This window comes from Luteimonas sp. RIT-PG2_3 (genome assembly GCF_054902115.1).
Genome location: NZ_JBUBPF010000003.1, coordinates 15641 through 40234 on the forward strand (window position 1 = coordinate 15641; position 24594 = coordinate 40234).

Annotated in this window: 21 protein-coding genes; 9 read left to right on the forward strand and 12 right to left on the reverse strand. The window is 68.2% G+C overall.

Annotation, left to right across the window (positions count from 1 at the left end; genetic code table 11):
- Nucleotides 1-849: 849 nt before the first annotated feature.
- Nucleotides 850-1347, reverse strand: a complete 498-nt coding sequence (gene bfr / locus ACYX7E_RS05055; RefSeq protein WP_462079482.1) for a bacterioferritin — start codon at nt 1345-1347, stop codon at nt 850-852.
- A 255-nt stretch (nt 1348-1602) separates the two neighbouring features.
- Between bfr and ACYX7E_RS05060 the strand changes: the two genes are divergently transcribed.
- Together ACYX7E_RS05060 and ACYX7E_RS05065 are read left to right on the forward strand one after the other, a co-directional pair.
- Nucleotides 1603-4101: a penicillin acylase family protein gene (locus tag ACYX7E_RS05060; protein ID WP_462079483.1), complete on the forward strand. Its 2499-nt coding sequence runs from the start codon at nt 1603-1605 to the stop codon at nt 4099-4101.
- A 190-nt stretch (nt 4102-4291) separates the two neighbouring features.
- The gene (locus ACYX7E_RS05065) at nt 4292-4996 is read left to right on the forward strand and encodes a PP2C family protein-serine/threonine phosphatase (RefSeq protein ID WP_462079484.1); all 705 of its coding nucleotides are present in this window, start codon (nt 4292-4294) and stop codon (nt 4994-4996) included.
- Between the two features lie 219 nt (nt 4997-5215).
- Here ACYX7E_RS05065 and ACYX7E_RS05070 read toward each other — a convergent pair whose 3' ends face one another.
- The 7 genes from ACYX7E_RS05070 to prmB all read right to left on the reverse strand — a co-directional run bounded on the left by ACYX7E_RS05070 (nt 5216) and on the right by prmB (nt 13230).
- Nucleotides 5216-5932: a phosphoribosylanthranilate isomerase gene (locus ACYX7E_RS05070; RefSeq protein ID WP_462079862.1), complete on the reverse strand. Its 717-nt coding sequence runs from the start codon at nt 5930-5932 to the stop codon at nt 5216-5218.
- Between the two features lie 2 nt (nt 5933-5934).
- Nucleotides 5935-6723 (reverse strand): tRNA pseudouridine(38-40) synthase TruA, encoded by a 789-nt coding sequence (gene truA, locus ACYX7E_RS05075; protein ID WP_462079485.1) that lies wholly within the window; start codon nt 6721-6723, stop codon nt 5935-5937.
- A gap of 5 nt (nt 6724-6728) precedes the next feature.
- Entirely contained in the window at nt 6729-8864 is a 2136-nt protein-coding gene (locus tag ACYX7E_RS05080) for a FimV/HubP family polar landmark protein (RefSeq protein WP_462079486.1), read from the reverse strand.
- A gap of 49 nt (nt 8865-8913) precedes the next feature.
- Nucleotides 8914-9942 carry an aspartate-semialdehyde dehydrogenase gene (locus ACYX7E_RS05085; RefSeq protein ID WP_462079487.1) on the reverse strand — a complete coding sequence of 343 codons (1029 nt, stop codon included), beginning with the start codon at nt 9940-9942 and terminating at the stop codon, nt 8914-8916.
- Nucleotides 9943-10086: 144 nt separating this feature from the next.
- The gene (locus ACYX7E_RS05090; protein ID WP_462079488.1) at nt 10087-11154 is read right to left on the reverse strand and encodes a 2-hydroxyacid dehydrogenase; all 1068 of its coding nucleotides are present in this window, start codon (nt 11152-11154) and stop codon (nt 10087-10089) included.
- Nucleotides 11147-12262: a chorismate synthase gene (gene aroC / locus ACYX7E_RS05095; RefSeq protein WP_462079489.1), complete on the reverse strand. Its 1116-nt coding sequence runs from the start codon at nt 12260-12262 to the stop codon at nt 11147-11149. The genes ACYX7E_RS05090 and aroC overlap by 8 nt, the downstream gene beginning before the upstream one ends.
- Entirely contained in the window at nt 12259-13230 is a 972-nt protein-coding gene (gene prmB, locus ACYX7E_RS05100) for a 50S ribosomal protein L3 N(5)-glutamine methyltransferase (protein ID WP_462079490.1), read from the reverse strand. Before prmB ends, aroC begins: the two co-directional genes overlap by 4 nt.
- A 160-nt stretch (nt 13231-13390) precedes the next feature.
- On the opposite strand from prmB, the gene ACYX7E_RS05105 reads away from it, so the two are divergent.
- Together ACYX7E_RS05105 and asd are read left to right on the forward strand one after the other, a co-directional pair.
- Nucleotides 13391-14032 (forward strand): SCO family protein, encoded by a 642-nt coding sequence (locus tag ACYX7E_RS05105; RefSeq protein ID WP_462079491.1) that lies wholly within the window; start codon nt 13391-13393, stop codon nt 14030-14032.
- Nucleotides 14033-14042: 10 nt separating this feature from the next.
- Complete coding sequence (asd, locus tag ACYX7E_RS05110) at nt 14043-14885, forward strand: archaetidylserine decarboxylase (protein WP_462079492.1); 843 nt, start codon at nt 14043-14045, stop codon at nt 14883-14885.
- Between the two features lie 46 nt (nt 14886-14931).
- Here the strand turns inward: asd and ACYX7E_RS05115 are convergent, their stop codons facing one another.
- Complete coding sequence (locus tag ACYX7E_RS05115; RefSeq protein ID WP_462079493.1) at nt 14932-16503, reverse strand: lytic transglycosylase domain-containing protein; 1572 nt, start codon at nt 16501-16503, stop codon at nt 14932-14934.
- A 223-nt stretch (nt 16504-16726) separates the two neighbouring features.
- Here ACYX7E_RS05115 and ACYX7E_RS05120 point away from each other — a divergent pair, with 223 nt between their 5' ends.
- The 3 genes from ACYX7E_RS05120 to ACYX7E_RS05130 all read left to right on the forward strand — a co-directional run bounded on the left by ACYX7E_RS05120 (nt 16727) and on the right by ACYX7E_RS05130 (nt 19809).
- Nucleotides 16727-18241, forward strand: coding sequence for a helicase HerA-like domain-containing protein (locus ACYX7E_RS05120; RefSeq protein ID WP_462079494.1), 1515 nt, complete (start codon nt 16727-16729; stop codon nt 18239-18241).
- Nucleotides 18242-18245: 4 nt separating this feature from the next.
- The gene (gene greB, locus ACYX7E_RS05125) at nt 18246-18752 is read left to right on the forward strand and encodes a transcription elongation factor GreB (RefSeq protein WP_462079495.1); all 507 of its coding nucleotides are present in this window, start codon (nt 18246-18248) and stop codon (nt 18750-18752) included.
- 130 nt (nt 18753-18882) lie between these two features.
- A complete protein-coding gene (locus ACYX7E_RS05130; RefSeq protein ID WP_462079496.1) occupies nt 18883-19809 on the forward strand; it encodes a siderophore-interacting protein in 927 nt (308 codons plus the stop codon).
- A gap of 53 nt (nt 19810-19862) precedes the next feature.
- Here ACYX7E_RS05130 and rimO read toward each other — a convergent pair whose 3' ends face one another.
- Nucleotides 19863-21272, reverse strand: a complete 1410-nt coding sequence (gene rimO / locus ACYX7E_RS05135; protein WP_462079497.1) for a 30S ribosomal protein S12 methylthiotransferase RimO — start codon at nt 21270-21272, stop codon at nt 19863-19865.
- Nucleotides 21273-21532: 260 nt separating this feature from the next.
- Here rimO and ACYX7E_RS05140 point away from each other — a divergent pair, with 260 nt between their 5' ends.
- Nucleotides 21533-22204: a dienelactone hydrolase family protein gene (locus ACYX7E_RS05140; RefSeq protein ID WP_462079498.1), complete on the forward strand. Its 672-nt coding sequence runs from the start codon at nt 21533-21535 to the stop codon at nt 22202-22204.
- 165 nt (nt 22205-22369) lie between these two features.
- Nucleotides 22370-22801, forward strand: a complete 432-nt coding sequence (locus tag ACYX7E_RS05145; protein ID WP_462079499.1) for an HIT family protein — start codon at nt 22370-22372, stop codon at nt 22799-22801.
- A gap of 126 nt (nt 22802-22927) precedes the next feature.
- On the opposite strand, the gene dcd is transcribed toward ACYX7E_RS05145, so the two are convergent.
- On the reverse strand, nt 22928-23518 hold the full coding sequence (gene dcd, locus ACYX7E_RS05150) for a dCTP deaminase (protein WP_462079500.1): 591 nt from the start codon (nt 23516-23518) through the stop codon (nt 22928-22930).
- Between the two features lie 135 nt (nt 23519-23653).
- Entirely contained in the window at nt 23654-24502 is an 849-nt protein-coding gene (gene apbC, locus ACYX7E_RS05155; protein WP_462079501.1) for an iron-sulfur cluster carrier protein ApbC, read from the reverse strand.
- Between the last annotated feature and the right edge of the window lie 92 nt (nt 24503-24594).

Sequence of the window (24594 nt, forward strand, 5' to 3'; positions counted from 1 at the left end):
ATGGCCAGGCGTCCGCTCCTGTTGGAGCAGGACAACCCGCGACGGACGATGGCGGCGATGTCGGCGCCTTCCCTAGCAGCCAGCCCCCGGACCGACCACCGGGAAAATACCCAAAATCCGAAACGTGATGACCAGACCCCAGTCAATCACGGTAATCGCAATGCCAAAATAGGTATCTACACCTGATAATCCCGCCGATTATGTGAACCGCCAAAACCGGCGCACAGCCCATCCACCTGCGCCCTCAACACAGGTGTTTTCACCTATCCCGGGATCGATGCCGCCGGTGATGGAATGCAGCGCATCCTTCCCCCTTGATGCGCGCACCTATCGGCAACGCCTGCGCACCGACAGCGTTGACACGTTATCGGATGAATTCGCATTTCGCGCTTGAATGCGAGTGGTTTTCGTTCCATTCCACGGCGCGCCTGCGTGGCGTTTCGTTGCCAGCAGCCGCTGGAAACGATCGCAGCACCAGCCATGCAGACAGGCCGAAAGGTCCAGATGCCTGCCGCTCCGGATCATGGATCTGTCGCGAAGGTCCCCGTCGGCGGGGAGAAAATCCGGCAGCGCCGCAGGCCTCCGATCGGGACCGGGACCAGGCAGCATTGTTATTATCTACGTGATATCAATAGATAATCTAGTCATAAAGTATTAGATATAAATCCGGCCTCCATGACCGCAGGCACTTGCCGGCGGCCCGGGCTGCCTTGTGGCCAGGCCGCTGGCGGCAGGCAAGGCCCGACCTCCCGCCCTGCTCTCGCCTGCGCGCCCTGTAGAACCCAGAAACGACATCGCCAGCGACGGGCGCTGGCGATGCGGCGGTGAAGCGGGTGGCTGGCGCTGGCCTCAGGCGGTACCTGCGTGGCCGCCGTCGCCCTCGCCCATCCGGCTCTGCTGGTAACGCTCCAGGCCGATCATCTTGATCAGGCGCAGTTGTTTCTCGAGCCAGTAGGTGTGGTCTTCTTCGGTGTCGCTGAGCTGGGTGCGCAGGACTTCACGGCTGACGTAGTCCTGGTGCTTCTCGCACAGCGCGATGCCATTGGCGAGGTTCTCGCGCACGGCGTACTCCAGGTCGAGATCCTTGCGCAGCATTTCCTCGACGGTCTTGCCCGGCTCGAACGCATCCGGGCGCATGTCCGGATCGCCTTCCAGGAACAGGATGCGGCGCAGCAATGCGTCGGCATGCTGGGTCTCTTCTTCCATCTCGTGGTTGATGCGCGCGTACAGCGCGTTCAATCCCAGGTCTTCGTAGCGACGCGAATGCAGGAAGTACTGGTCGCGCGCGGCCAGCTCGCCACGCAGCAGGAACTTCAGGTAGTCGACGACTTCGGGATGGCCTTTCATGGGATGGTTCCTGTGTTGTTGCGATGGCCGGGCCGCATAGCCTGACCACCTGATGTGTCGTCCCGGACCGGCCCGGCAATGCGGCTGGACGACGGGGAGCGGATCCGGTCTGGCGCCTTCGCTGCAACCCGGAACCGCATCGCAGTGGGCGCAGTATGCCGGGATCGAAAAAGCCGTGATCAGATGAGAATAGATGCATTTCGCATTCTCAAAGCGGCATCATGGCGGCAGGCACATGGAACGGACGACCCCGCGATGATCCGATGGTTGAAGCGTCTGGCGCTGCTGGTCGCGGCGCTGGTGCTGCTGGTCGTGCTGGGCGCCTGGTGGTTGCTGCGCGGCAGCCTGCCGACGCTCGATGGGGAGATCGCCCTGCCCGGACTGTCGGCGCCGGTGTCGATCCAGCGCGATGCCCGCGGCGTGGCCACCATCGATGCCGCCAACGAGATCGATGCGATGCGCGCAATGGGCTACTTGCATGCGCAGGAGCGCTATTTCGAGATGGACCTGCTGCGCCGGACCTCGGCAGGCGAACTGTCGGAACTGTTCGGCGACATCGCCCTCGATCTCGACAAGCGCCACCGGGTGCATCGCATGCGTGCACGTGTCGACGCGCAACTGCGCACGATCTCCAGCGACAAGCAGCCTGCGCTCGACGCCTACGTGGCTGGCGTCAATGCCGGGCTCGCCAGCCTGCGCGTGCGCCCCTGGCCCTATCTGCTGCTGCGGCAGACACCGCGCCCGTGGACGGCGGCCGATTCGGCCCTGGCCGGCTATGCGATGTACTTCGACCTGCAGGACGCCGGCAACACGCAGGAGCTGGCGTTGTGGCGGATCAAGCCGCAGCTGCCGCCCGCCCTGTTCGCATTGATCATGCGCGACGGCAGCGATTGGGATGCACCGCTGTACGGCGGTGCGCGCGGCGATGCCGTGCTGCCCACGGCCGACGAAGTGGACCTGCGCGCATTGCCAACGCCCGACATCGCCAACGCCAGCGGCCAGCCCACCGCCGCGCATGCCGACCGGCGCGACGACGCTCGCGACCGGCTGGCGTCGATCTCCGCACCACGCGCCGCCGATCATCGCAGCGGCAGCAACAATTTCGCAGTCTCGGGTGCGTTGACCGCCGACGGCCGCGCCATCGTTGCCGACGACATGCACCTCGGCCTGCGCGCACCCAACCTGTGGTTCCGCGCACGCCTGCGCTATGCCGATCCAGACGCCCCCGACGGCAGGGTCGACATCCAGGGCTTCACCCTGCCCGGCCTGCCTGCCGTCATCGTCGGCAGTTCCGGGCATGTCGCCTGGGGCTTCACCAACAGCTATGGCGACTATCTCGACTGGCGCCAGGAGATACCGTGCGCCGGCGAGCCGGCAGCCGCTGCGACGGCAGCGTCCCCTTCATCCGAAGCGCCGGCCTGCACACCGGTCACCCGCCATCGCGAATCGATCCTGGTCGCCGGTGCCGCGCCGGTCGCGTTCGACGTCCGCGAGACTGCATGGGGCCCGATCCTGCACGACCTGCCTGAAGGCAAGGCCCTGTCGCTGCGCTGGGCGGCGCAGTTGCCGGGTTCGCTGAACTTCGGCCTGTCCAACTTCGCCAAGGCCCGCGACCTCGCGCACGCCCTGCAGATCGCCGACCAGGCCGCGACACCGACGCAGAACCTGGTCATCGGCGACAGCGGCGGGCAGATCGCATGGCGCCTGCTCGGACCGCTGCCGACGCGGGCCGCCGGGTGCGCGACGCCGGCCCTGGTCGACGTGCCTGGGCGTGTCGACGCACAGGCTGCGTCCACGATGCCCACGGCCTGCCCGCCCTGGTCGATCAGCACCTCGGCCTCTCCGACGTTGCGCTCGCCGGACGTCGATCGCCTGTGGACGGCCAACGCCCGCGTCGTCGACGGCGCATTGCTGGCGCGGATCGGCGACGGCGGCTATGCCCTGGGCGCACGTGCGCGGCAGATCCGCGACGACCTGCAGGCCCGGCAACAGTTCAGCGAACGCGACCTGCTGACGATCCAGCTCGACGATCGCGCCGAGTTGCTGAGCCGCTGGCGGACGCTGCTGCAGGCCCGCGCCGAGGCGCAGCAGGGCGAGGCGCTGCCCGTCCTGGCCGCAGCCGCCCGCGACTGGAGCGGCCATGCCCGCATCGACTCGGTGGGATATCGCGTGGTCCGGGCCTGGCGGCTCGCGGTCAATGACCGCCTCCGCGATGGCCTGCTGGCACCGGCCCGCGCCGCACTCGGCGAGGACATCGAGATGCCGGAGCTGCAGCAGTTGGAAGGCATCGCCTGGCCGCTGGTGACCCAGCGCCCGGCGCACCTGTTGCCGCGCCGCTTCGACAGCTGGGAGGCGCTGTTCGAGGACGCCGCCGTCGAGGTCCGCGACGACCTGGCCGCACGCGGGCCCTTGTCGGAACGCACCTGGGGCGAGCACAACACGGCCGCGATCTGCCACCCGCTGGCCGCCGCGGTGCCGCTGCTCGGCAAGCGCTGGCTGTGCATGCCGACGGACCCGCTACCGGGCGACGGCATGATGGCGCGGGTCCAGGGCCCGGCCTTCGGCGCCTCGCAGCGCATGGTGGTCGCCCCCGGCCACGAGGCCGACGGCATCATCCACATGCCCGGCGGCCAGAGCGGCCACCCGCTGTCGCCGTTCTGGGCGGCCGGCCATGCCGACTGGGTGGCCGGCCGCGCCACGCCCTTCCTGCCCGGTGCCGAGCGCAACCGGCTGACGCTGACGCCGGGCCGCTAGCCCGCTCCCCGTGCGCCCCCGACACGGCCCGCAGACGGCCATTGCGCAGCGTGCCTGTGGAACCCGGGAACGGCCGACTTAACCGTGGTTGTCTGGACCGGTCTCCTGGATCACTGCACGCTGTCCTGTGCGCACCGCGTCCAACGTTCTGAGCTATGTCTCCCCCTCTTTCCGCACTTCCGGGCACCCCATGATCGAATTCGGGCACCTCACCCACGTGGGATTGCGTCGCGAACTCAATGAGGACACTTACTACGGCGACAGCGACCTCGGTCTCTGGCTGGTCGCCGATGGCATGGGTGGCCACGAGTACGGCGAAGTCGCAAGTGCGCTGGCCCGCGAGGCGATCGTGCGCGAGATCCGCCAGGGCACGTCGTTGGCGCAGGCGATCCGCATCGCCGACGAGGAGATCATCCGTGCGTCGCGTCACCGCAACGACTCGCTGCCGATGGGCACGACGGTCGTGGCCGCGCGCGTGACCGACAACCGCTTCGAGGTCGCCTGGGTCGGCGACAGCCGCGTCTACCTGTGGCGCGACGGCAAGCTGGCGCAGTTGTCGCAGGACCACAGCTACGTGCAGGAACTGATCGCGCAGGGCACGATCAGCGTCGACCAGGCGCGCAGCCATCCGCATCGCAACGTCGTCACCCAGGCACTGGGCGTCACCGATCCGGAATCGCTGAATGTCGAAACGATGTCCGGCGAACTCAGCCCCGGCACCCAGTTGCTGCTGTGTAGCGACGGCCTGACCGAGGAAGTCGACGACGGCAACATCTCGCGCGTGCTGGCGCATACCGAATGCAGCGCGCAGGAATGCGTGGATGGCCTTGTCGCCGCCGCGCTGGATGGTGGCGGCTCCGACAACGTCACCGTCGTACTGGTGCGCCGCCACTGAGTATCTGGCGTTGAAGCAGGCGGGGCCTGCTTGAACCATGAATCGATGGATGCCGGGATTGCGATGCGCCCGGCACGTCGTTGCGGATCCGGTCGCGATGCTGGTACGCGCGCAGTGGTGCCCTGTGGCATGACTGCAGGTCGTACAGATTCGTGGCCATGGGCACTGCTGCGGGATGACGGCTCCTCATTGCACGGGCGCGTGGCGACGCGTTCGTGATCATCTCAACGGCATGTCCCGCCGGGCGCGATCGGCGCGGCGCACGTGCTCGGCGAATGCGCGCATGCGCCCGGCATCCTTGATGCCCGGGGCGCGCTCGATGCCGCCCGCTTCAGTACCGCTGGCTTCAATGCCACTCGCTTCAATGCCGCTCGACACGTCCACGCCCCAGGGCCGCACCCTGCGGACCGCATCGAAGACATTGTCGGGATCCAGGCCACCCGCCAGGAACCACGGGCGGTCGATGCCCTGTGGAATCTGCGACCAGTCGAAGCGGTGACCGGTGCCGCCACCGGCCCCTGCCGCATGGCTGTCGAGCAGGAACGCCTGCGCACGCGGATGCGCGTCCAGCCTGGCCTGCACGGTCGCCGTATCGGCGCCGGCCATCGCGATCGCCTTCATCCACGGCAGTCGGAAGCCGGCACAGAAGGCATCGTCCTCGCTGCCATGGAACTGCAGCAGGTCGGGACGCACCGCGTCCACGATGGCGCGGACATCATCCTCCGGGTTGTCCATCAGCAGCACGACCGCCGCGACCGTGGCCGGCAGCTGCGACCGCAAGGCGACCGCCTGTGCGATGTCGACGCGGCGCTTGCTGCGCGCGGCGAACACGAAGCCGATCGCATCGACGTCCAGGGCCAGCGCCGCGTCGACATCCTCGGCACGGGTCAGACCACAGAACTTGATCCGGGTATGCCCGGAGGTGTCGTCGAACAGTTTCACAGGCAGACCTCATCGGGCAGGCCGCATTCGCGCGGATAACGCGGCCCCAGGAAGGTCAGGCCGGTCGGCGGCGCGGTGACGCCGGCCACCGTGCGGTCGCGGCCCGCCAGCAGCTCGGCCACCCAGGCCTGCGGGCGACGCGCGGTGCCGACCTCGATCAGGGTGCCGACGATGTTGCGGACCATATGGTGCAGGAACGCATTGGCTTGCACCTCCACCGCGACCTCATCGCCATCGCGCGTGACCGAGATGAACTGCAGATCGCGGCGCGCATGCGGGGCCTGGCATTGCACGCTGCGGAACGCCGAGAAATCGTGCTCGCCCAGCAAGGCCTGCGCGGCCGCATGCATCGCATCGGCATCCAGCGCCGGGCGATACCAGGTCAGGTACTGGCGGTGCAGCGCGGGGCGCATCGGACGGTTGAGGATGCGATAGCGATAACGACGGGCGCGCGCACCGAACCGCGCATGGAAGGCATCGTCCACCGGCACGCACCAGCGGATGCTGACCGACGGCGGCAGATGGGTCGTGGTGCCGAGCATCCATGCGCGCACGTCGCGCACGGCATCGCTGTCGAAATGCACCACCTGGCATTGCGCATGCACGCCGGCATCGGTGCGGCCGGCGCAGATCGTGGCGACCGGCGCGTTGGCCACCGTCGACAAGGCAGCTTCCAGCGCGGCCTGCACGGTATCGGCGGCACCCTCGCCCGGCTTGCTCAGGCGCTGCCAGCCGAAAAAGTCAGAACCGTCGTATTCGACGCCCAGTGCGTACCGCTGCGACATCGGGATCAGGCCAGCGTGCGCAACAGGCGTGCGGCATCGTCGCGCGACGATGCGTCGCCGGTCTCGGCGACTTCCTGCAGCAGGCTGCGCGCAGTGTCGACATCGCCAAGGTCGAGGTAGGCGCGCGCCAGTTCGATCCGCGCCTGGCCGGCAGGCTCGTCGCCGGCGAAGGCGTCCTGTGCTGCGGAGGCCGGCACATCATCCGCATGCGCGGCAAACGTCGGCACGCCATCGCGATAGACGGACTCTGGCGCGACCTCTGCGACCGGGGCGACCTCTGCGACCGGAGCGACTGGCGTTGCATCGATCGTCGGCGCGACCACGATCGCGACATGGCCGCTGCCCTGCCCGGCATGCCAGGTCGGCATCACCGGCAACGGTTCGGACTCAGGCTCGGGTTCTGACTCCCGTACCAGCGCAGGCGCAGGCACAAGCTCGGGCTCGGGCGCTGTCACGTGCCCGGAATCACGCTCTGGAGTGGCCAGAGGCTCAGGCGGCGTCAAGGACGCGGGCGCACGCGCGGCCGGCGTGGCGAACGAGGGTTCCACCTGGTCGACCAGGGGCGCAGGTGTCACCTCGTCGCGCTCGACATCGGCGGCCTCGTCGGCCGGCATCGCCGCAGCCAGTGCGGCGGTGTCGAACACCGGCTTGCGTTCGGTGGGAGCCGCACGGCGACGGCGCCACAGCACCAGCAGGGCCAGCACGACCAGGCCCGCCCCCAGCCAGATCCACGGCAGTCCGCTGACGGGCTGCGTTGTCCCGGGAGCGGCAGCCGGTGGTGCGGGCTCGGCGCTCTGCTGGTTCGTCCCTGCCAGCCGCTGCTGCGCGGCCGCAAGCTCGCTGTCCTTCATCGTGATCAACTGCGCCTGCTGCTGTTGCAGCTGCTCCAGCTCGGAGACGCGTGTCTTCAGCTCGGCCAACTCCGCTTCGCGGGCCGCCAGCGTCTCCTTGGTCTGCACCAGTTCCTGCTGTCGCAACATGTCGCCCTCGCCCCCGGCACTCAGGCCTGACCGTGTTCCCGCGCTGCGCTCGTTGCCGGCCACTGCCGGCACGATCGCAAGGCGCGCATCGTTTGTTCTGGTCGCCGCGGCCGGCACTGCGGTCGCCACGGCCGGACTCGCGCTGGGCGGGCCTGCGGTCGCCGCGTCTGCGGCCAGCACCGTCTCCGGCTGGGTCACCGGTCGCCTCGACTCGCGCCACTGGCTGACCTGCTGGCGTACCAGGGCGTCGGCCTCGGCGACGGAATGCACGTAGTCGTTGGCCGCAGGCACGCGCAGCACCGCGCCCTGGCGGATGCGGTTGATGTTGCCGCCGATGAAGGCATCGGGATTGGCCCGCAGCAGCGCCAGCATCGTCTGGTTGAGGCTGCGGTCCTCGTCGCGCGCCAGATCGCGTGCAATCTGCGACAGCGCCTGGCCGGAACGGACTTCGCGTGGCACCGGCGCGGCAGCGGCAGCGGTCGGCGCAGACGCGTCGACGCGTGCCGGCGCGGCGGGCGCCACCGGGACGCTCGGCCTGGGTGCCGGGGTCGCCACCGATGAGGGTGGTGGCGGCGCAGCGGCACTGGCCGTGCTGGGCGTGCTTGTCTCCGCTGGGGGTGGCGCGGACGATGGCGGTGGCGGCGCCACCGGCAGCGTCGGCTGACGCACGATGGTATTGGGCGCCGACACCTGCGGCGCCTGGATCTGCGGCTGCGACACCGCCGAGACGCTTTGCGGCGTGTCGATCAGGGCCGAGTACTCGCGGACCAGGCGACCTTGGCCCCAGTCCACTTCGACCAGGAAGCTCAGCAGCGACTGCTGCACTGGGGCCTGGCTGGTGATGCGCACGATCGGCTGACCGCGCGCATCGAGCGCCACGCTGAACTGCAGGTCCGACACCAGCCCCCTCGGCGGCTCAAGCCCGATCCGCGCGAAGGTCTCCGGCGAAGCCAGCCGGGCCTGCAGGTTCTCCAGTTCCGAAGGATCGCTGGACAGGATCGGGATCTCGGCCAGCAACGGCTGCCCGTGCTGCGACTTGACCTTGAGCTGGCCCAATCCCAACGCCAGCGCGGGGCCGGCCAGCAGGGCCAGCAGCAGGATCCACAGCAGGCGCACACTGGCCGACACCGTCCTTCCCCCAAGCTTCATGGATGCCTTCATCGCAGGGACTCTAGCGGGCATGCACCACGCTCCGCAACGCTGCGGTCCGTCAGCCTTCCGCCGCGACCAGCTCCGCCAGCTGCACCGCGTTCAATGCGGCGCCCTTGCGGATGTTGTCGGAGACGATCCACAGGTTCAGGCCACGCGGATGCGAGAAGTCCTCGCGGATGCGTCCGACATAGACCGCATCCGAACCCGACGCATGCGTGACCGGGGTCGGATAGCCGCCCGGCTTACGCTCATCGACGACTTCGACGCCCGGCGCGCTCGACAGCAGCTCGCGCGCCTGCTCGGGCGTGATCTTGTCGCGGGTCTCGATCGCTACCGCTTCGGAATGGCCGTAGAACACCGGCACGCGCACCGCAGTCGGATTGACCTGGATGTTGTCGTCGCCGAGGATCTTGCGGGTCTCCCAGACCAGCTTCATTTCTTCCTTGGTGAAGCCGTTGTCGAGGAACTCGTCGATCTGCGGGATCAGGTTGAACGCGATCTGCACCGGGAAGCGCTGCGGGTCGATTTCCTGGAAGCCCAGCAGCTGGCTGGTCTGCTTGCCCAGCTCTTCCATCGCCGAACGACCGCCGCCGGACACCGACTGGTACGTGGCCACGTTGATGCGCTCGATACCGTACTTGCGATGGATCGGCGCCAGTGCGACCAGCATCTGCATGGTCGAGCAGTTCGGGTTGGCGACGATCCCGCGCGGACGCTGGCGCAAGGCCTCGGGATTGACCTCGCTGACGACCAGCGGCACGTCGTCGTCGTAGCGGAACGCCGAACTGTTGTCGATCACCACCGCGCCAGCCGCGGCGAACTTCGGGCCGTATTCCTTGGAGATGCCGCCACCCGCGGAAAACAGCGCGATGTCGATGCCGGCCGGGTCGAAGGTGGCCAGGTCCTGCACCTCGATGTCGCGGTTGCCGAACTTGACGTTTTCACCGGCCGAGCGCGCGCTGGCCAGCGCGACCAGCGTGCCGATGGGGAACTTGCGCTCATGCAGGATGCTGAGCATGACTTCGCCGACAGCACCGGTGGCACCGACGACGGCAACATTGAAACGACGATCCTGGGACGTACTCATGGAGGAAGATCTCTGGGAATTTGACTGGGGGAGATGGGATGCCGACGGGCATCACGCGATCGGAGCACGGAGGCTTGAACGTGGAGACATGGGACGCAACGCTGCCGGATTCGGGGAACCGCCGGATGACGCGACCGGGGTTCCCTATCGTTTGGTCGCAATGATGTTGCCGATCGTCGGCGCGGTCGCGGCTGCGATCATCGGCGCGGCCGGTGCGGTCGTCGTGGCGGGCGCGGCAATCGCGCTGGCAGGTCGACCGGCATTTGGGCCGTGGCCCAGGGCCGCGATCAGGTTGTCGACCGCCAGGGCCACCATCGCGCGCCGGGTGGCCAGGCTGCCACTGGCGATATGCGGTGTCAGCACCACGTTGCGCAACGCAAGCAGGCGCGGGTTGATCGCCGGCTCGCCTTCGAAGACATCCAGGCCGGCCGCCGCCAGGCGGCCGCCGGCGAGCGCATCGGCCAGCGCGTCCTCGTCGATCAGGCCGCCCCGCGCGATGTTGACCAGCGTCGCCGTTGGCTTCATCTGCCCCAGGGCCGCAGCGTCGACCAGGTGGTGGTTCTGTGCCGAATACGGCAGCACCATGACCAGGTGGTCGGCGCGCGCCAGCAGCGTCGACAGGTCCACGTATGCCGCGCGGCATTCCTGCTCGATGTCGGCCGGCAGGCGGCTGCGGTTGTGGTACAGCACCGGCATGCCGAAACCACCCGCGCGCCGTGCGATGCCCTGCCCGATCCGGCCCATGCCGAGGATGCCCAGCGTGCTGCCATGCAGGTCCGCGCCCAGCAGCGACTTGAACGACCAGCCCTGCCACTGGCCGTCGCGCAGCCAGCGCTCGGCCTCGGTGATGCGGCGCGCGGTCGCCATCAGCAGCGCGAAGCCGAAATCGGCGGTGGTCTCGGTCAGGACGTCCGGGGTATTGGTCGCCACGATACCGTGCGCATGCAGGGCCGACACGTCGAGATTGTTGTAGCCCACGCCGACATTGGCGATCGCGCGCAGGCGCGGCGCGTCCGCGATCTCGGCCGCGCCGATGCGGTCGTTGAGCGTCACCAGCGCGCCATCGACATCGCGCAGCGCGGCGGCGATCTGCGCCGGGCTGCGGTTGCTGACCGCAGCGGTGGGGATCACATCGAAATACTGCTGCAGCCGTTCGACGACATCGTCGAACAGGGGCTGCGAAACCCAGACCTTTGGCCGGGTTTCAGCCATCGGCACGCCCCGGCGATGCCACGGCGGGAACGCGTGGCACGACCTCGCCGACGTCGCCGCACTGGGCGCGATGGCGCAACGCCTGGTCCATCAGCACCAGCGCCAGCATCGCCTCGCAGATCGGCGTGGCGCGGATGCCGACGCAGGGATCGTGGCGGCCGGTGGTGACCACTTCGATGACATTGCCGTCGACGTCGACGCCGTCGACAGGCAGGCGCAGGCTCGAGGTCGGCTTGAACGCGGTCTGCACGACGATCTGCTGGCCGGTGCTGATGCCACCGAGGATGCCGCCGGCATGGTTGGACAGGAAGCCCGCGGGCGTCATCTGGTCGCGATGGTCGCTGCCCTTCTGCACGACGCTGGCGAAACCATCGCCGATCTCGACGCCCTTGACGGCGTTGATCGACATCATCGCCGCGGCGAGTTCGCCATCGAGCTTGCCGTAGATCGGCTCGCCCCAGCCGGGCGGCACGTTGTCGGCGACGACGGTGACGCGGGCGCCGACCGAATCGCCGGACTTGCGCAGCGCGTCCATGTAGGTTTCCAGTTCGGCCACCTGTGCGGCGTCGCCCCAGAAGAACGGGTTGTCCTCGACCGCGCTCCAGTCGTGCGAACGCGGCAGCACGTCGCCGATCTGCGACATGAAGCCGCGCACGACCACGCCATGGCGCTCGGCCAGCCACTTCTTGGCGATGACACCGGCCGCGACCCGCATCGTGGTCTCGCGCGCCGAAGAGCGTCCGCCGCCGCGCGGATCGCGCAGACCGTACTTCTGCCAGTAGGCATAGTCGGCATGGCCCGGACGGAACTGGCGGGCGATATTGGCGTAGTCCTTGCTGCGCGCATCGGTATTGCGTACCAGCAACGCGATCGGCGTACCGGTGGTCCGGCCTTCGAACACGCCACTGAGGATCTCGACCGCGTCGGTCTCGCGCCGCGCCGAGGTATGCCGGGTACGACCGGTCGCGCGGCGCTCGAGGTCGTGCACGAATTCCTGTTCGGAGATCGCGATGCCGGGCGGGCAACCGTCGATGACGCAGCCGATCGCCGGGCCATGCGACTCGCCGAACGTGGTGACGCGCAGCAGGCGGCCGAAGCTGTTGCTCAAAACAGCGCTCCGGCGGCGGCCGTCTGCGCGGACGCAGTCTGGGCCGGCGTCGCCTCGCGGGCGGCGGCCAACTGGGTGATGCGTGCGTTGTGGGTGACCAGGTCGTGGCGCTCGACGACGAACACGCCCATCTGGCCGACCTTGAACTCGACCCAGAACAGCGGAAGCTCTGGCAGCAGGTTGACCAGCGCCTGCTCGGCCTCGCCGACTTCGCAGATCAGCAGGCCGTCCTCGGTCAGGTGCAGTGGCGCATCGCGCAGGATGCGCAGCACCAGGTCCAGGCCATCGTCGCCGGCACGCAAGCCGAGTTCGGGCTCGAACGAGTATTCCCTGGGCAGCGCATCGGTCTCGTCGTTGGTGACGTACGGCGGATTGCTGACGATCAGGTCGTAGTGCTCGCCCTGCAGATTGGAGAACAGATCGGACTGCACGAAACGGGTATTGCCGACATGCAGGCGCGTTTCATTCTCGCGCGCCAGCGACAGCGCGTCCTCGCTGAGGTCGGCGCCGTCGACATGCCAGTCGGGATTGTGGTGCGCCATCGCGATCGCGATGCAGCCCGAGCCTGTGCACATGTCCAGCGCGCGGCGCACTTCGCGGCCGCCCAGCCAGGGCTCGAAGCCCTGCAGGATCAGCTCGGCGATCGGCGAACGCGGCACCAGGGCGCGCGCATCGCTTTTGAAACTCAGTTCGGCGAACCAGGCCTCGCCGACCAGGTAGGCGGCCGGCTGGCGTTCCTCGATGCGGCGCAGGAACAGGCCCAGCACATCTTCTTTCTCCGCCAGCGTGACCCGCGCCTGCCCGTAGACCGGGCTCAGGTCGTGCGGCAGGTGCAGCGCATGCAGGGTCAGCTGCGTGGCTTCGTCGATGGCGTTGTCATAGCTGTGACCGAAGGTCAGCCCGGCCGCATTGAAGCGGCTGGCACCGTAACGGATCAGGTCGATGATCGTCTGCAGTTCGTCGGTCATGGCGTGGCGCGGGGGACGGCAAGGGCTGAACGGGCAACCGGACCCGCAAGTATAGGGCAATGCCAACGGGATTCAGCGCCCCGGGCGGGCGGCCCGGGTATCATGGCTGCAGTCCGGCTGCCGCAGCCGTTCAAGCACCAAAGGCACAGGTAAATCCTCAATGTTCAATCGCACTACCCTCATTGTCCTGCTGGTCGCGCTCTGCGGCGGCCTCGGCCTGCTCGCGGCGCAGCGCTTCTTCGACGCGCCCGAAGCCGGACAGCCGGCGCTGCAGTCGGTAACCCTGTTCCCCCAGGCCCGCACCCTGCCCGCGTTCGCGCTCCAGCAGTCCGATGGCACGCAACTGGTCCCCGGCGAGCTCAACGGGCACTGGACGGTGGTGTTCATCGGCTTCACGTTCTGCCCCGACGTCTGCCCGACCACGCTCGCCGAGCTTGCCCAGGCCCAGAAACAGTGGGAAGCGCTGCCCGAGTCCACCCGCCCGCGCGTGCTGTTCGTCTCGGTCGACCCCGAGCGCGACACGCCGGACCGGATCGGCGAGTACGCGCACGCCTTCCATCGCGACACCCTGGCCGCGACCGCGGACATCCCGTCGCTGGAAGCCTTCACCCGCTCGCTGTCGCTGGTGTTCGCGAAGGTGCCGCTGGGCGACGGCCCGAACCAGTACACCATCGACCACAGCGCCGCGATGGCCGTCCTCGACCCGCAGGGCCGGATGGCCGGCGTGGTCACCGGCAGCGCGCTGAAGCCGGCCGAGCTGGCCGCCGACCTGATCACCCTGACCGAGGCCGCGCGCCGATGAGCCTGCACCGATGAGCCTGGTCACCACGCTGACCTATGTGCTGCCACATCGACTGCTGTCGTCGCTGGCGCGCGCGCTCGCCTATTCGGACACCCCGCGCACCAAGCAGTGGCTGATCGATACCGTCACCCGCCGGTTCGGCGTCAACCTGGCCGAGGCCGCCGAACCCAACCCGCGCGCCTATGCCACGTTCAACGCCTTCTTCACCCGTGCGCTGAAGCCCGGCGCGCGCGTCGCCGATCCCGACCCGTCGGCCCTGCTGATGCCGGCCGACGGCAGGATCAGCCAGTGCGGCGCGATCGACAACGGCCGCATCTTCCAGGCCAAGGGACAGTCCTTCACCGCCGCCGAACTGCTCGGCGACGACGCCTCGGCGGCGCCGTTCGCCAACGGTCTGTTCGCGACCGTGTACCTGTCGCCCAAGGACTACCACCGCGTCCACATGCCGTGGAACGGCAGCCTGCGCGAGACCGTGCATGTGCCCGGACGGCTGTTCTCGGTCGGGCCGGACGCGGTCCGCAACGTGCCGCGCCTGTTTGCGCGCAACGAGCGGCTGGTCTGCCATTTCGATACCGAGTTCGGCCCGATGGCCATGGTCATGGTCGGCGCGCTGCTGGTCTCGGGCGTGGAAACGGTCTGGAGCGGCGAAGAGATCCCCGAATACGGCGACCGCATCACCCGCAAGGACTGGCGCAGCGAGGACATCGCGCTCGAGCGTTTCGAGGAGATGGCCCGCTTCAACTACGGCTCGACCGTCATCGTGCTGCTGCCGCCGGGCGTGGCCACGCTGGCCGGTGGCCTTGCGCCGGAAACGCCGGTGCGGCTGGGTCAGCGACTGGCTACCCGCCGCTGATCGCGGAAGTCGCCAGTTCAGTCAACTTCCGTGGGAAACATGCCTGTTACTTGGCGCAGCCCGCCAGCGTCAGCCGCTGTCCCTGCTGCAGCGCATAGCGCGGCGCCTTGAGTTCGTTGGCGGCCGCCAGCGCCTTGGTGTCGCACTGGTAGCGCTGCGCGATCATCACCAGGGTTTCGCCACGCGCGACGCGATGCTGGCGCGCCGGTGCCGGCGCGGCCGACGAGGCCGCCGGCAACGCAGGCGCCGCAGCCGCAGCCTGCACCACCGTGCTCTCGCTGCCGTCGGCCGCCACCTCGGTGACGCTCTGCAGGTCGCCGACGCGCACGATCGCGGTCTGCGGATCGCTGGCGACCAGTTGCCGCGCCAGGTCCGCGCGCGCGCCCTGCGCGCACCAGCGGTTGTACAGCCCGGTCATGCGCACCGTGCTGGTCAGGCGCGTGCCGGCCGGGATCAGGGCCTCGGCCTCGTAGCTCGGATTGAGGTTGCGCAGCACACGCATGTAACCGTCGCGGGTGCCGCTGTTGCCCAGGCAGATCGTCAGCTCGTAGATCGACGCCGGACGCGCCAGCGTGATCGTCGAAGGCCGCGCATCCACCTTCGGGAACGTCAGGCCGTACTCCTTCGGGTGCATGTACAGCCACGCCGCCGCGATGACCATCGGCACGTAGTCGCGGGTTTCCGGCGGAAACTGGTTGTAGACGTCCACGTCCCAGAAACTGCGGCCGTTGAACTGGTTGTAGACGCGGCGTGCGCGGCCCTCGCCGCCGTTGTAGGCGGCCAGCCACAGCTCGATGTTGTTGCCCAGCTCGGCGAAACGCTCGCTCAGGTACATCGCGGCGGCATCGGCGGACGCGCGCGGGTCGTAGCGCATGTCGAAGCCGTTGGCATCGCGGCCCAGGCCGAAGCGGCTGGCGGTCGCCGGCATGAACTGCAACGGTCCGGCGGCGCCTGCGCGCGAACGCGAATGCACGCGGCCGTTGGACTCCTTGGCCATGATCCCGAACAGCAGCGCCTCGGGCAGTCCGCGCTGCTTGAAGCCCGGCGACATCATGTGCTGCATGTACTGGTAGTTCTCGTGGCTGGTGATCAGCGCCACGCGCATATCGGTCAGCCAGCGCCGGATGCCTGCCTGCACCGCGGGATTCATCTGCACCATCTGCATGAAACGGCGGTCGTCAGCCGACAGCAGCGCCGCGGCCGAGGCCACGTCGGGGACGTCGCCGGTCGGCAGGTCGCTGCTGTCGTCGACCAGGGTAGCGTCGACATCCTCGTCCTCGCGGGTCGCCGAGGCGTCGGTCTGCGCCTTGAGCAGGCGCTTGTACGTGGTCAACAGCTGCGGCGTAGTGCAGCCGCGCAGCTTGCCGCAGTCGACGATGACGTCCTCCATGTCCTCGAGCGCCTGGTTGCTCTCGTCGACGCCGGACGGATTGCCGTTGCCGATCTGGATCAAGGCCTCGCGGTAGCGGGTCTCGGCCGCCTGCATGCGCTGGTTCAGCGCCTCGACCGCTGCAGAGGTGCGGCGCGACTGCGCCTGCGCGTCCGGCAGGGACACGACCGACAGGCAGGCAAGGGACAGAACGGACAGGACGACGGCAAAACGACGGTGGACGGGCATCGACAGGCTGACTTGGCTGCTGGGCAGGCAGGGTAGCCCCGCGACGGCGACGGCAGCAAGGGAAAGCCGGGGTCGGAGTTCAGTTTCGCCCAGCACGTCGCAGTGAACATCATGGTCGCGTGCGAAAAGACATGCTGTCCCGGTTTTTCTCGAGGGCCTGCCATCCATTGTCGGAGGTCAGGCCCTAGAATCGGAGCAGTCATTCATCCGGAAGATGCGCCCCATGGAATCGATCCTCGTCGGCAAGGCGATCACCACCCCCGACAGCAGCCAGGTCCACCTGCTCGCCAGGTTCGGCAACCGCCATGGGCTGGTCGCCGGCGCCACCGGCACCGGCAAGACCGTGACCCTGATGACGCTGGCCGAAGGCTTCTCGCAGATGGGCGTGCCGGTGTTCCTGGCCGACGTCAAGGGCGATGTCTCCGGGCTGGCGGTGGCCGGCACGCTGAACGACAAGCTGCAGCAGCGGATCGCGCAGATCGGCGTCGATGGCTACGTCTCCGAAGGCAGCCCGGTGGTCTTCTGGGATCTCTACGGCAGGCTCGGCCACCCGGTGCGCACCACGGTCAGCGAAATGGGCCCGACCCTGCTGTCGCGCATCCTCGAACTCAACGATACCCAGAGCGGCGTGCTCGACATCCTGTTCAAGCTCGCCGACGACCGCGGTCTGCTGCTGCTCGATCTCGACGACCTGCGTGCGCTGCTGAACCTGATCATCGAGGAACGCAAGGACATCTCGACCAGCTACGGCCTGGTCAGCGCGCAGTCGGTCGGCGCGATCCAGCGCGCCCTGCTGCGGCTGGAACAGGACGGCGGCACCCAGCTGTTCGGAGAGCCCGCGCTGGAGCTGTCGGACCTGATGCGCACCACGACCAACGGCCGCGGCGTCATCGGCCTGCTGGCCGCAGACCAGTTGATCCTGAAGCCGCGGCTGTATTCCAGCTTCCTGCTGTGGTTGCTGTCGGAACTGTTCGAGACCCTGCCCGAAGTCGGCGACCTCGACAAACCCAAGCTGGTCTTCATCTTCGACGAGGCCCACCTGCTGTTCGACGACGCGCCGGCCGCATTGCAGCAGCGCATCGAGCAGGTCGTGCGCATCATCCGTTCCAAGGGCGTGGGCGTGTACTTCTGCTCGCAGTTCCCCGACGACATCCCGACCAACATCCTCGGCCAGCTCGGCAACCGCGTGCAGCACGCCCTGCGCGCGTTCACTCCGCGCGACCAGAAGGCGGTCAAGACCGCGGCCGAGACCTTCGTGTCCAATCCCGGCCTCGATGTCGCGGCCACGCTGGCCAAGCTCGGCACCGGCGAGGCGCTGGTCTCGATGCTGCAGGACAAGGGCATTCCGATGCCGGTCGAACACACCCTGGTCGCGCCGCCACGTTGCCGCATGGGCGCGATCACCGACGCCGAACGCGCCCAGGTCCGTGCCGGCAGCCCGATCGGCGGCAAGTACGACAACGCGGTCAATCGGGAATCCGCGGCGGAACGGCTGGCGCAACGCACCCAGGACCTGCGCACGCAGGAGCAGCCCGCCCAGCCCGGTGCGTCCGCCACCGCCGGCAAGGCGGCCGGTGCCGGCGCCGAAGAGGAAGGCGGTATGGGCCGGATGCTCAACGAATGGCTGTTCGGCACCAAGCGACGCCAGGGCGTGGTCCAGGCGGCCGGCAAGCAGGCTGCGCGCACCATCACCAGCAGGATCGTGCGCAATATCCTCGGCAGCATCAAGATCAAGTAAGCGCATGGGTCGTTGGCGTCCCCCTGGGCAAGCAAGCACGGCACTGGTCACCGCCGGGGGTCATGCCCGGCTGAAGGCCGAACTCGATGCACTGTGGCGCCTGAAGCGCCCGGAGGTCGTGCGCGCGCTCGCCGCGGCTGCCGCCGAAGGCGACCGCTCGGAGAACGCCGAATACACCTATCGCAAGAAGCAGCTCGGCGAGATCGATCGCCGCGTGCGCTACCTCAGCAAACGGCTGGAAAGCCTGCGCGTCGTCGACAGCGTGCCGACCGATCCGGGCGCGGTGTTCTTCGGCGCCACCGTCGAAGTGGAGCACGCCGACAGCGGTGAATGCGCACGCTACCGCATCGTCGGTCCCGACGAGACCGATGCCCGGCTGGGCTGGATCAGCGTGGATTCGCCGCTGGCGCGCGCGATGCTGAAGAAGCGCGTCGACGACGAATTCGATGCCGAGCTGCCCGGCGGCCGCGCGAGTTTCATCATCGTCGACGTGCAGTACGCCAAAGACTGACAACGCCAAGCCGGCACACGCCGTTACAATGACGACTGCCCCTGCAGCCAGCCATCCGCGCCACGTCATCGCCAGGCCAGCCAACCCCATTTCTTCGGCTTGCCATGTCCACCATGGCTGGATGCACCCCATGGCCAAACCCAGCACGTATCGTCTGTTCCACGTCGAGGTCAAGGCACGCCACGACCTGTCGCCCTCGCTTGCACGCTTCGTGTTCGGCGCGCCCGACGTCGCCGGGATGGCCTGCCCGGGCCCCGATCAGCGGATCAAGGTGTTCTTCCCATTGCCGGGACAGATCGCACCGGCACCGCCGGAAGGCCCGGACTGGTACGCGCATTACCGCGCGATGGCGCCCACGCAACGGCCGCCGATGCGCACCTACACCATCAGCGCGCTGCGCGCCGCGCAGGCCGAGGTCGATGTCGACTTCGTGCTGCATGGCGACAGCGGCCCGGCCTCGAGCTGGGCGGTGCACGCCAAAGTCGGCGACCGCGTTGCCCTGCTGGCGCCGCGGCAGCAGCAGGACGACGAGACCGGCGGTTACGAATGGAAGCCGCCCACCGGCGTGCGCCGCGTACTGATCGTCGCCGACGAGACCGCGCTGCCGGCGGCCCTCGGCATCCTGCGCACGCTGGCCGCGATGCCCGCACCGCCCCAGGTCGACTGCCTGATCGAAGTGCCGCTGCAGGGCGATGCCGACGCGCTCGGCGCGCTCGACTTCGCCGCTCCGGCCGATGCGCGCGTGCAGTGGTTGCCGCGCGAGGGCCGCGCGCATGGCGAATGCCTGATGGCCTCGGTAGCCGCACTGTTCGTGCAGCATGCGCCTGCAGCGTCGCAGGACGCGGGCGCGGATCAGGAACAGGGCCCGGAACAGGATCCCCAGGACGACATGCCCTGGGAAACTGCGACCAGCGCCGGTGACGCGTTCTATGCCTGGATCGCCGGCGAATCCAGCGCGGTCATGGCCCTGCGCCGGCACCTGGTGCAGCAGGCCGGCATCGACAAGGGCCAGATCACCTTCATGGGCTACTGGCGCATCGGGCGCGCGCTGGAGTAACGCGCTTGAGTAAATCGCGGCGCAGCGACCGTGCGCCCCTTCGGAACGTGCAGTCAGTTCAGGACCGGCAGGCGCGTATCGCTGCCGTCGAAGCCGCTGTCGTTGTATTCGGTCTCGCCGTACAGGTCGTGCTCGTCACTGCCCATGATGCGGACATCGACGAATTCGCCCGGCTGCAGCCCGGCATCGCGGCCGTCCTGGATCTGCACGACGCCATCGATCTCCGGGGCGTCGGCCATCGACCGCGCGATCGCCAGCTCGCCATCGATCGCATCGACCAGGCAGCGCTGGACCGTGCCGACCTTGGCCTCGAGCCGCGCCGACGAAATCGCCGCCTGCACGTCCATGAAGCGCGCCAGCCGCTCCTGCTTGACCGCCTCGTCCACCGGGCCGGGCAAGGCATTGGCGCTGGCACCATCGACCGGCGAATAGGCGAATGCGCCGACGCGGTCCAGTTGCACGTCCTGCATGAAGTCCAGCAGCTCCTGGAACTCGGCCTCGGTCTCGCCGGGGAAACCGACGATGAAGGTGCTGCGGATCGTCAGTTCCGGGCAGATCTCGCGCCAGCGCGCGATGCGCTCGCGGATCTTGTCGACCGCGCCCGGCCGCTTCATCAGCTTGAGGATGCGCGGGCTGGCGTGCTGGAACGGAATGTCCAGGTACGGCAGCAGCTTGGGCACGCCGTTGCGGGTCTCGGCCATCAGCGGAATGATGTCGTCGACATGCGGATATGGATAGACGTAGTGCAGACGCGTCCACACGCCCAACTCCGACAGTCCCTCGCACAGCGCCTTCATCCGCGTCTGGTAGGCCTTGCCGCGCCATTCGCGCTCGGCGTAGCGGGTATCCACGCCATAGGCCGAGGTGTCCTGCGAAATCACCAGCAGCTCGCGCACGCCGCCACGGGTGACCAGGCGCTCGGCTTCGCGCAACACCTCGTCGACCGGGCGCGACACCAGGTCGCCGCGCATCGACGGGATGATGCAGAAGCTGCAACGGTGGTTGCAGCCTTCCGAAATCTTCAGGTAGGCGTAGTGCTTCGGCGTCAGCTTGATGCCGACATCGTCTTCTGCGATCCGTCTCGGCAGCAGGTCGATGAACGGGTCATGTTTGGGCGGCAGTGCCGTATGCACGGCGGACATCACGCTATCGTAGTCCTGCGGCCCGCTGATCGACAGCACGCCCGGGTGCGCCTCGCGGATCAGGTCGCCGCGCTTGCCCAGGCAGCCGGTGACGATGACCTTGCCGTTCTCGGCCATCGCTTCGCCGATGGCGTCCAGCGATTCGGTGACCGCCGAATCGATGAAGCCGCAGGTGTTGACCACCACCACGTCGGCATCGTCGTAGGTCGGCACGAGCTCGTAGCCCTCGACGCGCAACTGGGTCAGGATGCGTTCGGAATCGACCAGTGCCTTCGGGCAACCGAGACTGACGAAACCGACCTTGGGATTGGCTGCGGACATGCGGATCCGTGGCTGAAAGGGGATGAAAAGGAAGATCGAAGGCCACGCCCCGGCAATGGCCACGGGCGTTATCCTCGGGTTGGCCATCGCGGACCGGCGCCCTCAGCGGCCAGGCCGGCACGGCGGCCGAAGGTCGCGCAGTATACCGTTGCCCGGCCAACCGCTCCTGACCCGCACAGCTGACTTGTCCCGGCGCGATCCCGTCCCGCGCCGCCCGCTTCCCCGCTAAACTCCGGCCATCACTCTGCCGAGGTGACGCCATGGGCCGCGATATCGCCATTCCGACCCCGCTGGGACCGATCAATGCCTGGCGTGCCGACCCACCCAATGGGGCGGCGGCGTTCGGCGCGATCCTGGTGATCCAGGAGATCTTCGGCGTCAACGAACATATCCGCAGTGTCGCCAACCGCTACGCGACCCAGGGCTATACGGCGCTGGCACCCTCGCTGTTCGACCCGGTGCAGCGTCATGTCGAACTCGGCTACGACGAGGCCGGCTTCGCCGCCGGGCGCGCCCTGGTCACGGAACTGGGGACCGAGCGCGCCCTCCAGCAATTGGCGGCGGCCGTGGCCCTGCTGCGCGGCGAAGGCCACAAGGTGGCGGCGGTCGGATTCTGCTGGGGCGGCACCCTGGCCTTCCTCGCCAATACCCGGCTGGGCCTGCCCGCGGTCAGCTTCTATGGCGCGCGCACGCTGCCCTTCCTCGACGAGCCGCTGCAGGCACCGATGCGCTTCCACTTTGGCGAGGATGACGCCAGCATCCTGGCGGCCGACATCGCGCAGCACCAGCTCCTGCAGCCGAACGCCGAACTGCAGGTGTATCCGGGAGGCCATGCCTTCAATCGCGATGTCGATCCCGGCCACTACCACGCAGAGAGCGCATCGCAGGCGCGACGGGACACGCTGCGCTTCCTCGAATCCGCGCTCAGCTGATCCCTCATCAACAGGTAGGCCCGCGTGCGCTGGCTTACGACCGCAGGATCCGGCGCATGCGACCCGCGTACCCGCTCACCTACCTGGCCGCTTAACCGATCGCGCACAACCAGGCGTGCACAATCATCGGCAACCGGCACCCCGCGTGCAGCAACGGAGGACATCATGGGCAGGCAGGCACAACAGGCCACGCGCTACGCGCTGCATCCGCAGTTGGCCAACGATACGCATCCGCTGGCGAGCCTGGCGCTGTGCGACCTGCGGCTGATGGATGACGCTAACTATCCGTGGCTGGTGCTGGTGCCCCGGATCGTCGATGCGCGCGAACTGATCGAACTCGATGCCGACCAGCGCCGCACACTGACCGACGAGATCGACCAGGCCTCGCACCTGCTCAGCCGCACGTTCCAGCCGTTCAAGCTCAACGTTGCAGCGCTCGGCAACCTGGTGCCGCAGCTGCACGTGCATGTCATCGGCCGTTATGAAGACGACCCGGCCTGGCCGGCGCCGGTCTGGGGCCGCGTCGCCGCGCGCCCGTACTCGCCAGAAGCGCTGGTCGAGCGGATCACGCGACTGCAGGCCGGGCTGGCCGGCTGAGGCGATCGGCAGGCGATCAGCACGCGATGTGCCGGCCTGACTGGCACACGCTGGCCCGACGATGCAGGTCGGCCCGGCGCGGCAACGGGCAGGCAGATCCCGCCACGATCAAGACGCGAGGCGCCCTCAGGTCCGCGGCAGCGTCACGCCGGTCTGGCCCTGGTACTTGCCGCCGCGATCCTTGTACGAGGTTTCGCAGACGTCATCGGCGTCGGACTGGAAGAACAGCATCTGCGCCACGCCCTCGTTGGCGTAGATCCGTGCCGGCAGCGGCGTGGTGTTGCTGAACTCCAGCGTCACGTGGCCTTCCCACTCCGGCTCCAGCGGCGTCACGTTGACGATGATCCCGCAACGCGCATAGGTGCTCTTGCCCAGGCAGACCACCAGGGTGTCGCGCGGAATCCGGAAGTACTCCACCGTGCGCGCCAGCGCGAACGAGTTGGGCGGGATGATGCACTCGTCGGCCTCGATGTCGACGAAGCTGCCGGGATCGAAATGTTTGGGATCGACGATCGTCGAATTGATGTTGGTGAAGATCTTGAACTCGCGCGAGCAACGCACGTCGTAGCCGTAGCTCGACGTCCCGTAGCTGACGATGCGCTGGCCGCCCGCCCCGGTCTTGTCGGCAAACTTGACTTGCCCCGCCTCGAACGGCTCGATCATGCCGCCGGGCTGTTCCGACATCCGCCGGATCCAGCGATCGCTCTTGATGCTCATGTAGTGATTCCCTGCGGCCGACGCGGCCCGACCCACATTATTGCAGAGCCGGGCGACCCGGCGCTGCGCCGGCCGCCCATCGCGCACGCACCGACCGCGCGGCAAGGCCGATGATCGAACCGGCGGGACGGCCGATCAGACCACCGACAGCGAGATCGACATCGACGCGCGCGGCCGCTGCGCCAGCACCTCGGCCAGTCTGCGCGCCGTACTGCGGTAGGCCTGCGCAGCCGCCGACTCCGGCGCCGAGACCATGATCGGGATGCCGGCATCGCCCTGCTCCCGGATCGCGACCTCCAGCGGTAACGAGCCCAGCAATGGCACCCCATACTGCGCCGCCATCCGCTCGCCGCCGCCCTGGCCGAACAGATGCTCGACATGACCGCAGTTGGAACACACGTGCTGGGCCATGTTCTCGACCAGGCCCAGCACCGGCACCTCGACCTTCTCGAACATCTTCAGCGCCTTGCGCGCGTCCAGCGTTGCCAGCTCCTGCGGCGTGGTGACGATGACCGCCCCCGCGACCGGAATCTTCTGCGCCAGCGTCAGCTGGATGTCGCCGGTGCCCGGCGGCAGGTCGACGATCAGGTAGTCCAGCCCCTCATCGCCCCCCCACAGCGTGTCGTTGAGCAACTGGGTCAGCGCCGACGTCGCCATCGGCCCGCGCCAGATCATCGGCGTGTCCTGCTCGACCAGCAGTCCGATCGACATCGCCTCGATCCCGAACGCCCGCTTGGGCTCGATCGACTTGCCGTCCGGGCTGTCGGGCTTGCCCGAGATCCCCAGCATCATCGGGATGCTGGGCCCATAGATGTCCGCATCCAGCAAGCCGACCCGCGCCCCGTCGGCCGCCAGTGCCAGCGCCAGGTTCACGGAAGTCGTTGATTTTCCTACCCCTCCCTTCCCCGACCCGATCGCGATGATGTTGCGGATCCGCGGCAGGGGTTTGAGGTTGGGCTGGACGGCGTGGGGGACTGTTTTCATGGGGGAGCTTTATCCAAGGGCGGAATTCGGAGCTGACTCGGCGGCCATCGACGGGACTGACTTTTGCCTAGCTGAATAGGGAATCTCCCCCG

Excerpts from the sequence above, each read along its gene's own strand:
- bfr (WP_462079482.1), bottom strand. The coding sequence starts at position 1,347 with ATGAAAGGCCATCCCGAAGTCGTCGACTACCTGAAGTTCCTGCTGCGT.
- ACYX7E_RS05060 (WP_462079483.1), top strand. The coding sequence starts at position 1,603 with ATGATCCGATGGTTGAAGCGTCTGGCGCTGCTGGTCGCGGCGCTGGTG.
- ACYX7E_RS05065 (WP_462079484.1), top strand. The coding sequence starts at position 4,292 with ATGATCGAATTCGGGCACCTCACCCACGTGGGATTGCGTCGCGAACTC.
- truA (WP_462079485.1), bottom strand. The coding sequence starts at position 6,723 with ATGTCGCAGCGGTACGCACTGGGCGTCGAATACGACGGTTCTGACTTT.
- ACYX7E_RS05080 (WP_462079486.1), bottom strand. The coding sequence starts at position 8,864 with ATGAAGGCATCCATGAAGCTTGGGGGAAGGACGGTGTCGGCCAGTGTG.
- ACYX7E_RS05085 (WP_462079487.1), bottom strand. The coding sequence starts at position 9,942 with ATGAGTACGTCCCAGGATCGTCGTTTCAATGTTGCCGTCGTCGGTGCC.
- ACYX7E_RS05090 (WP_462079488.1), bottom strand. The coding sequence starts at position 11,154 with ATGGCTGAAACCCGGCCAAAGGTCTGGGTTTCGCAGCCCCTGTTCGAC.
- prmB (WP_462079490.1), bottom strand. The coding sequence starts at position 13,230 with ATGACCGACGAACTGCAGACGATCATCGACCTGATCCGTTACGGTGCC.
- ACYX7E_RS05105 (WP_462079491.1), top strand. The coding sequence starts at position 13,391 with ATGTTCAATCGCACTACCCTCATTGTCCTGCTGGTCGCGCTCTGCGGC.
- asd (WP_462079492.1), top strand. The coding sequence starts at position 14,043 with ATGAGCCTGGTCACCACGCTGACCTATGTGCTGCCACATCGACTGCTG.
- ACYX7E_RS05115 (WP_462079493.1), bottom strand. The coding sequence starts at position 16,503 with ATGCCCGTCCACCGTCGTTTTGCCGTCGTCCTGTCCGTTCTGTCCCTT.
- ACYX7E_RS05120 (WP_462079494.1), top strand. The coding sequence starts at position 16,727 with ATGGAATCGATCCTCGTCGGCAAGGCGATCACCACCCCCGACAGCAGC.
- greB (WP_462079495.1), top strand. The coding sequence starts at position 18,246 with ATGGGTCGTTGGCGTCCCCCTGGGCAAGCAAGCACGGCACTGGTCACC.
- ACYX7E_RS05130 (WP_462079496.1), top strand. The coding sequence starts at position 18,883 with ATGGCCAAACCCAGCACGTATCGTCTGTTCCACGTCGAGGTCAAGGCA.
- rimO (WP_462079497.1), bottom strand. The coding sequence starts at position 21,272 with ATGTCCGCAGCCAATCCCAAGGTCGGTTTCGTCAGTCTCGGTTGCCCG.
- ACYX7E_RS05140 (WP_462079498.1), top strand. The coding sequence starts at position 21,533 with ATGGGCCGCGATATCGCCATTCCGACCCCGCTGGGACCGATCAATGCC.
- ACYX7E_RS05145 (WP_462079499.1), top strand. The coding sequence starts at position 22,370 with ATGGGCAGGCAGGCACAACAGGCCACGCGCTACGCGCTGCATCCGCAG.
- dcd (WP_462079500.1), bottom strand. The coding sequence starts at position 23,518 with ATGAGCATCAAGAGCGATCGCTGGATCCGGCGGATGTCGGAACAGCCC.
- apbC (WP_462079501.1), bottom strand. The coding sequence starts at position 24,502 with ATGAAAACAGTCCCCCACGCCGTCCAGCCCAACCTCAAACCCCTGCCG.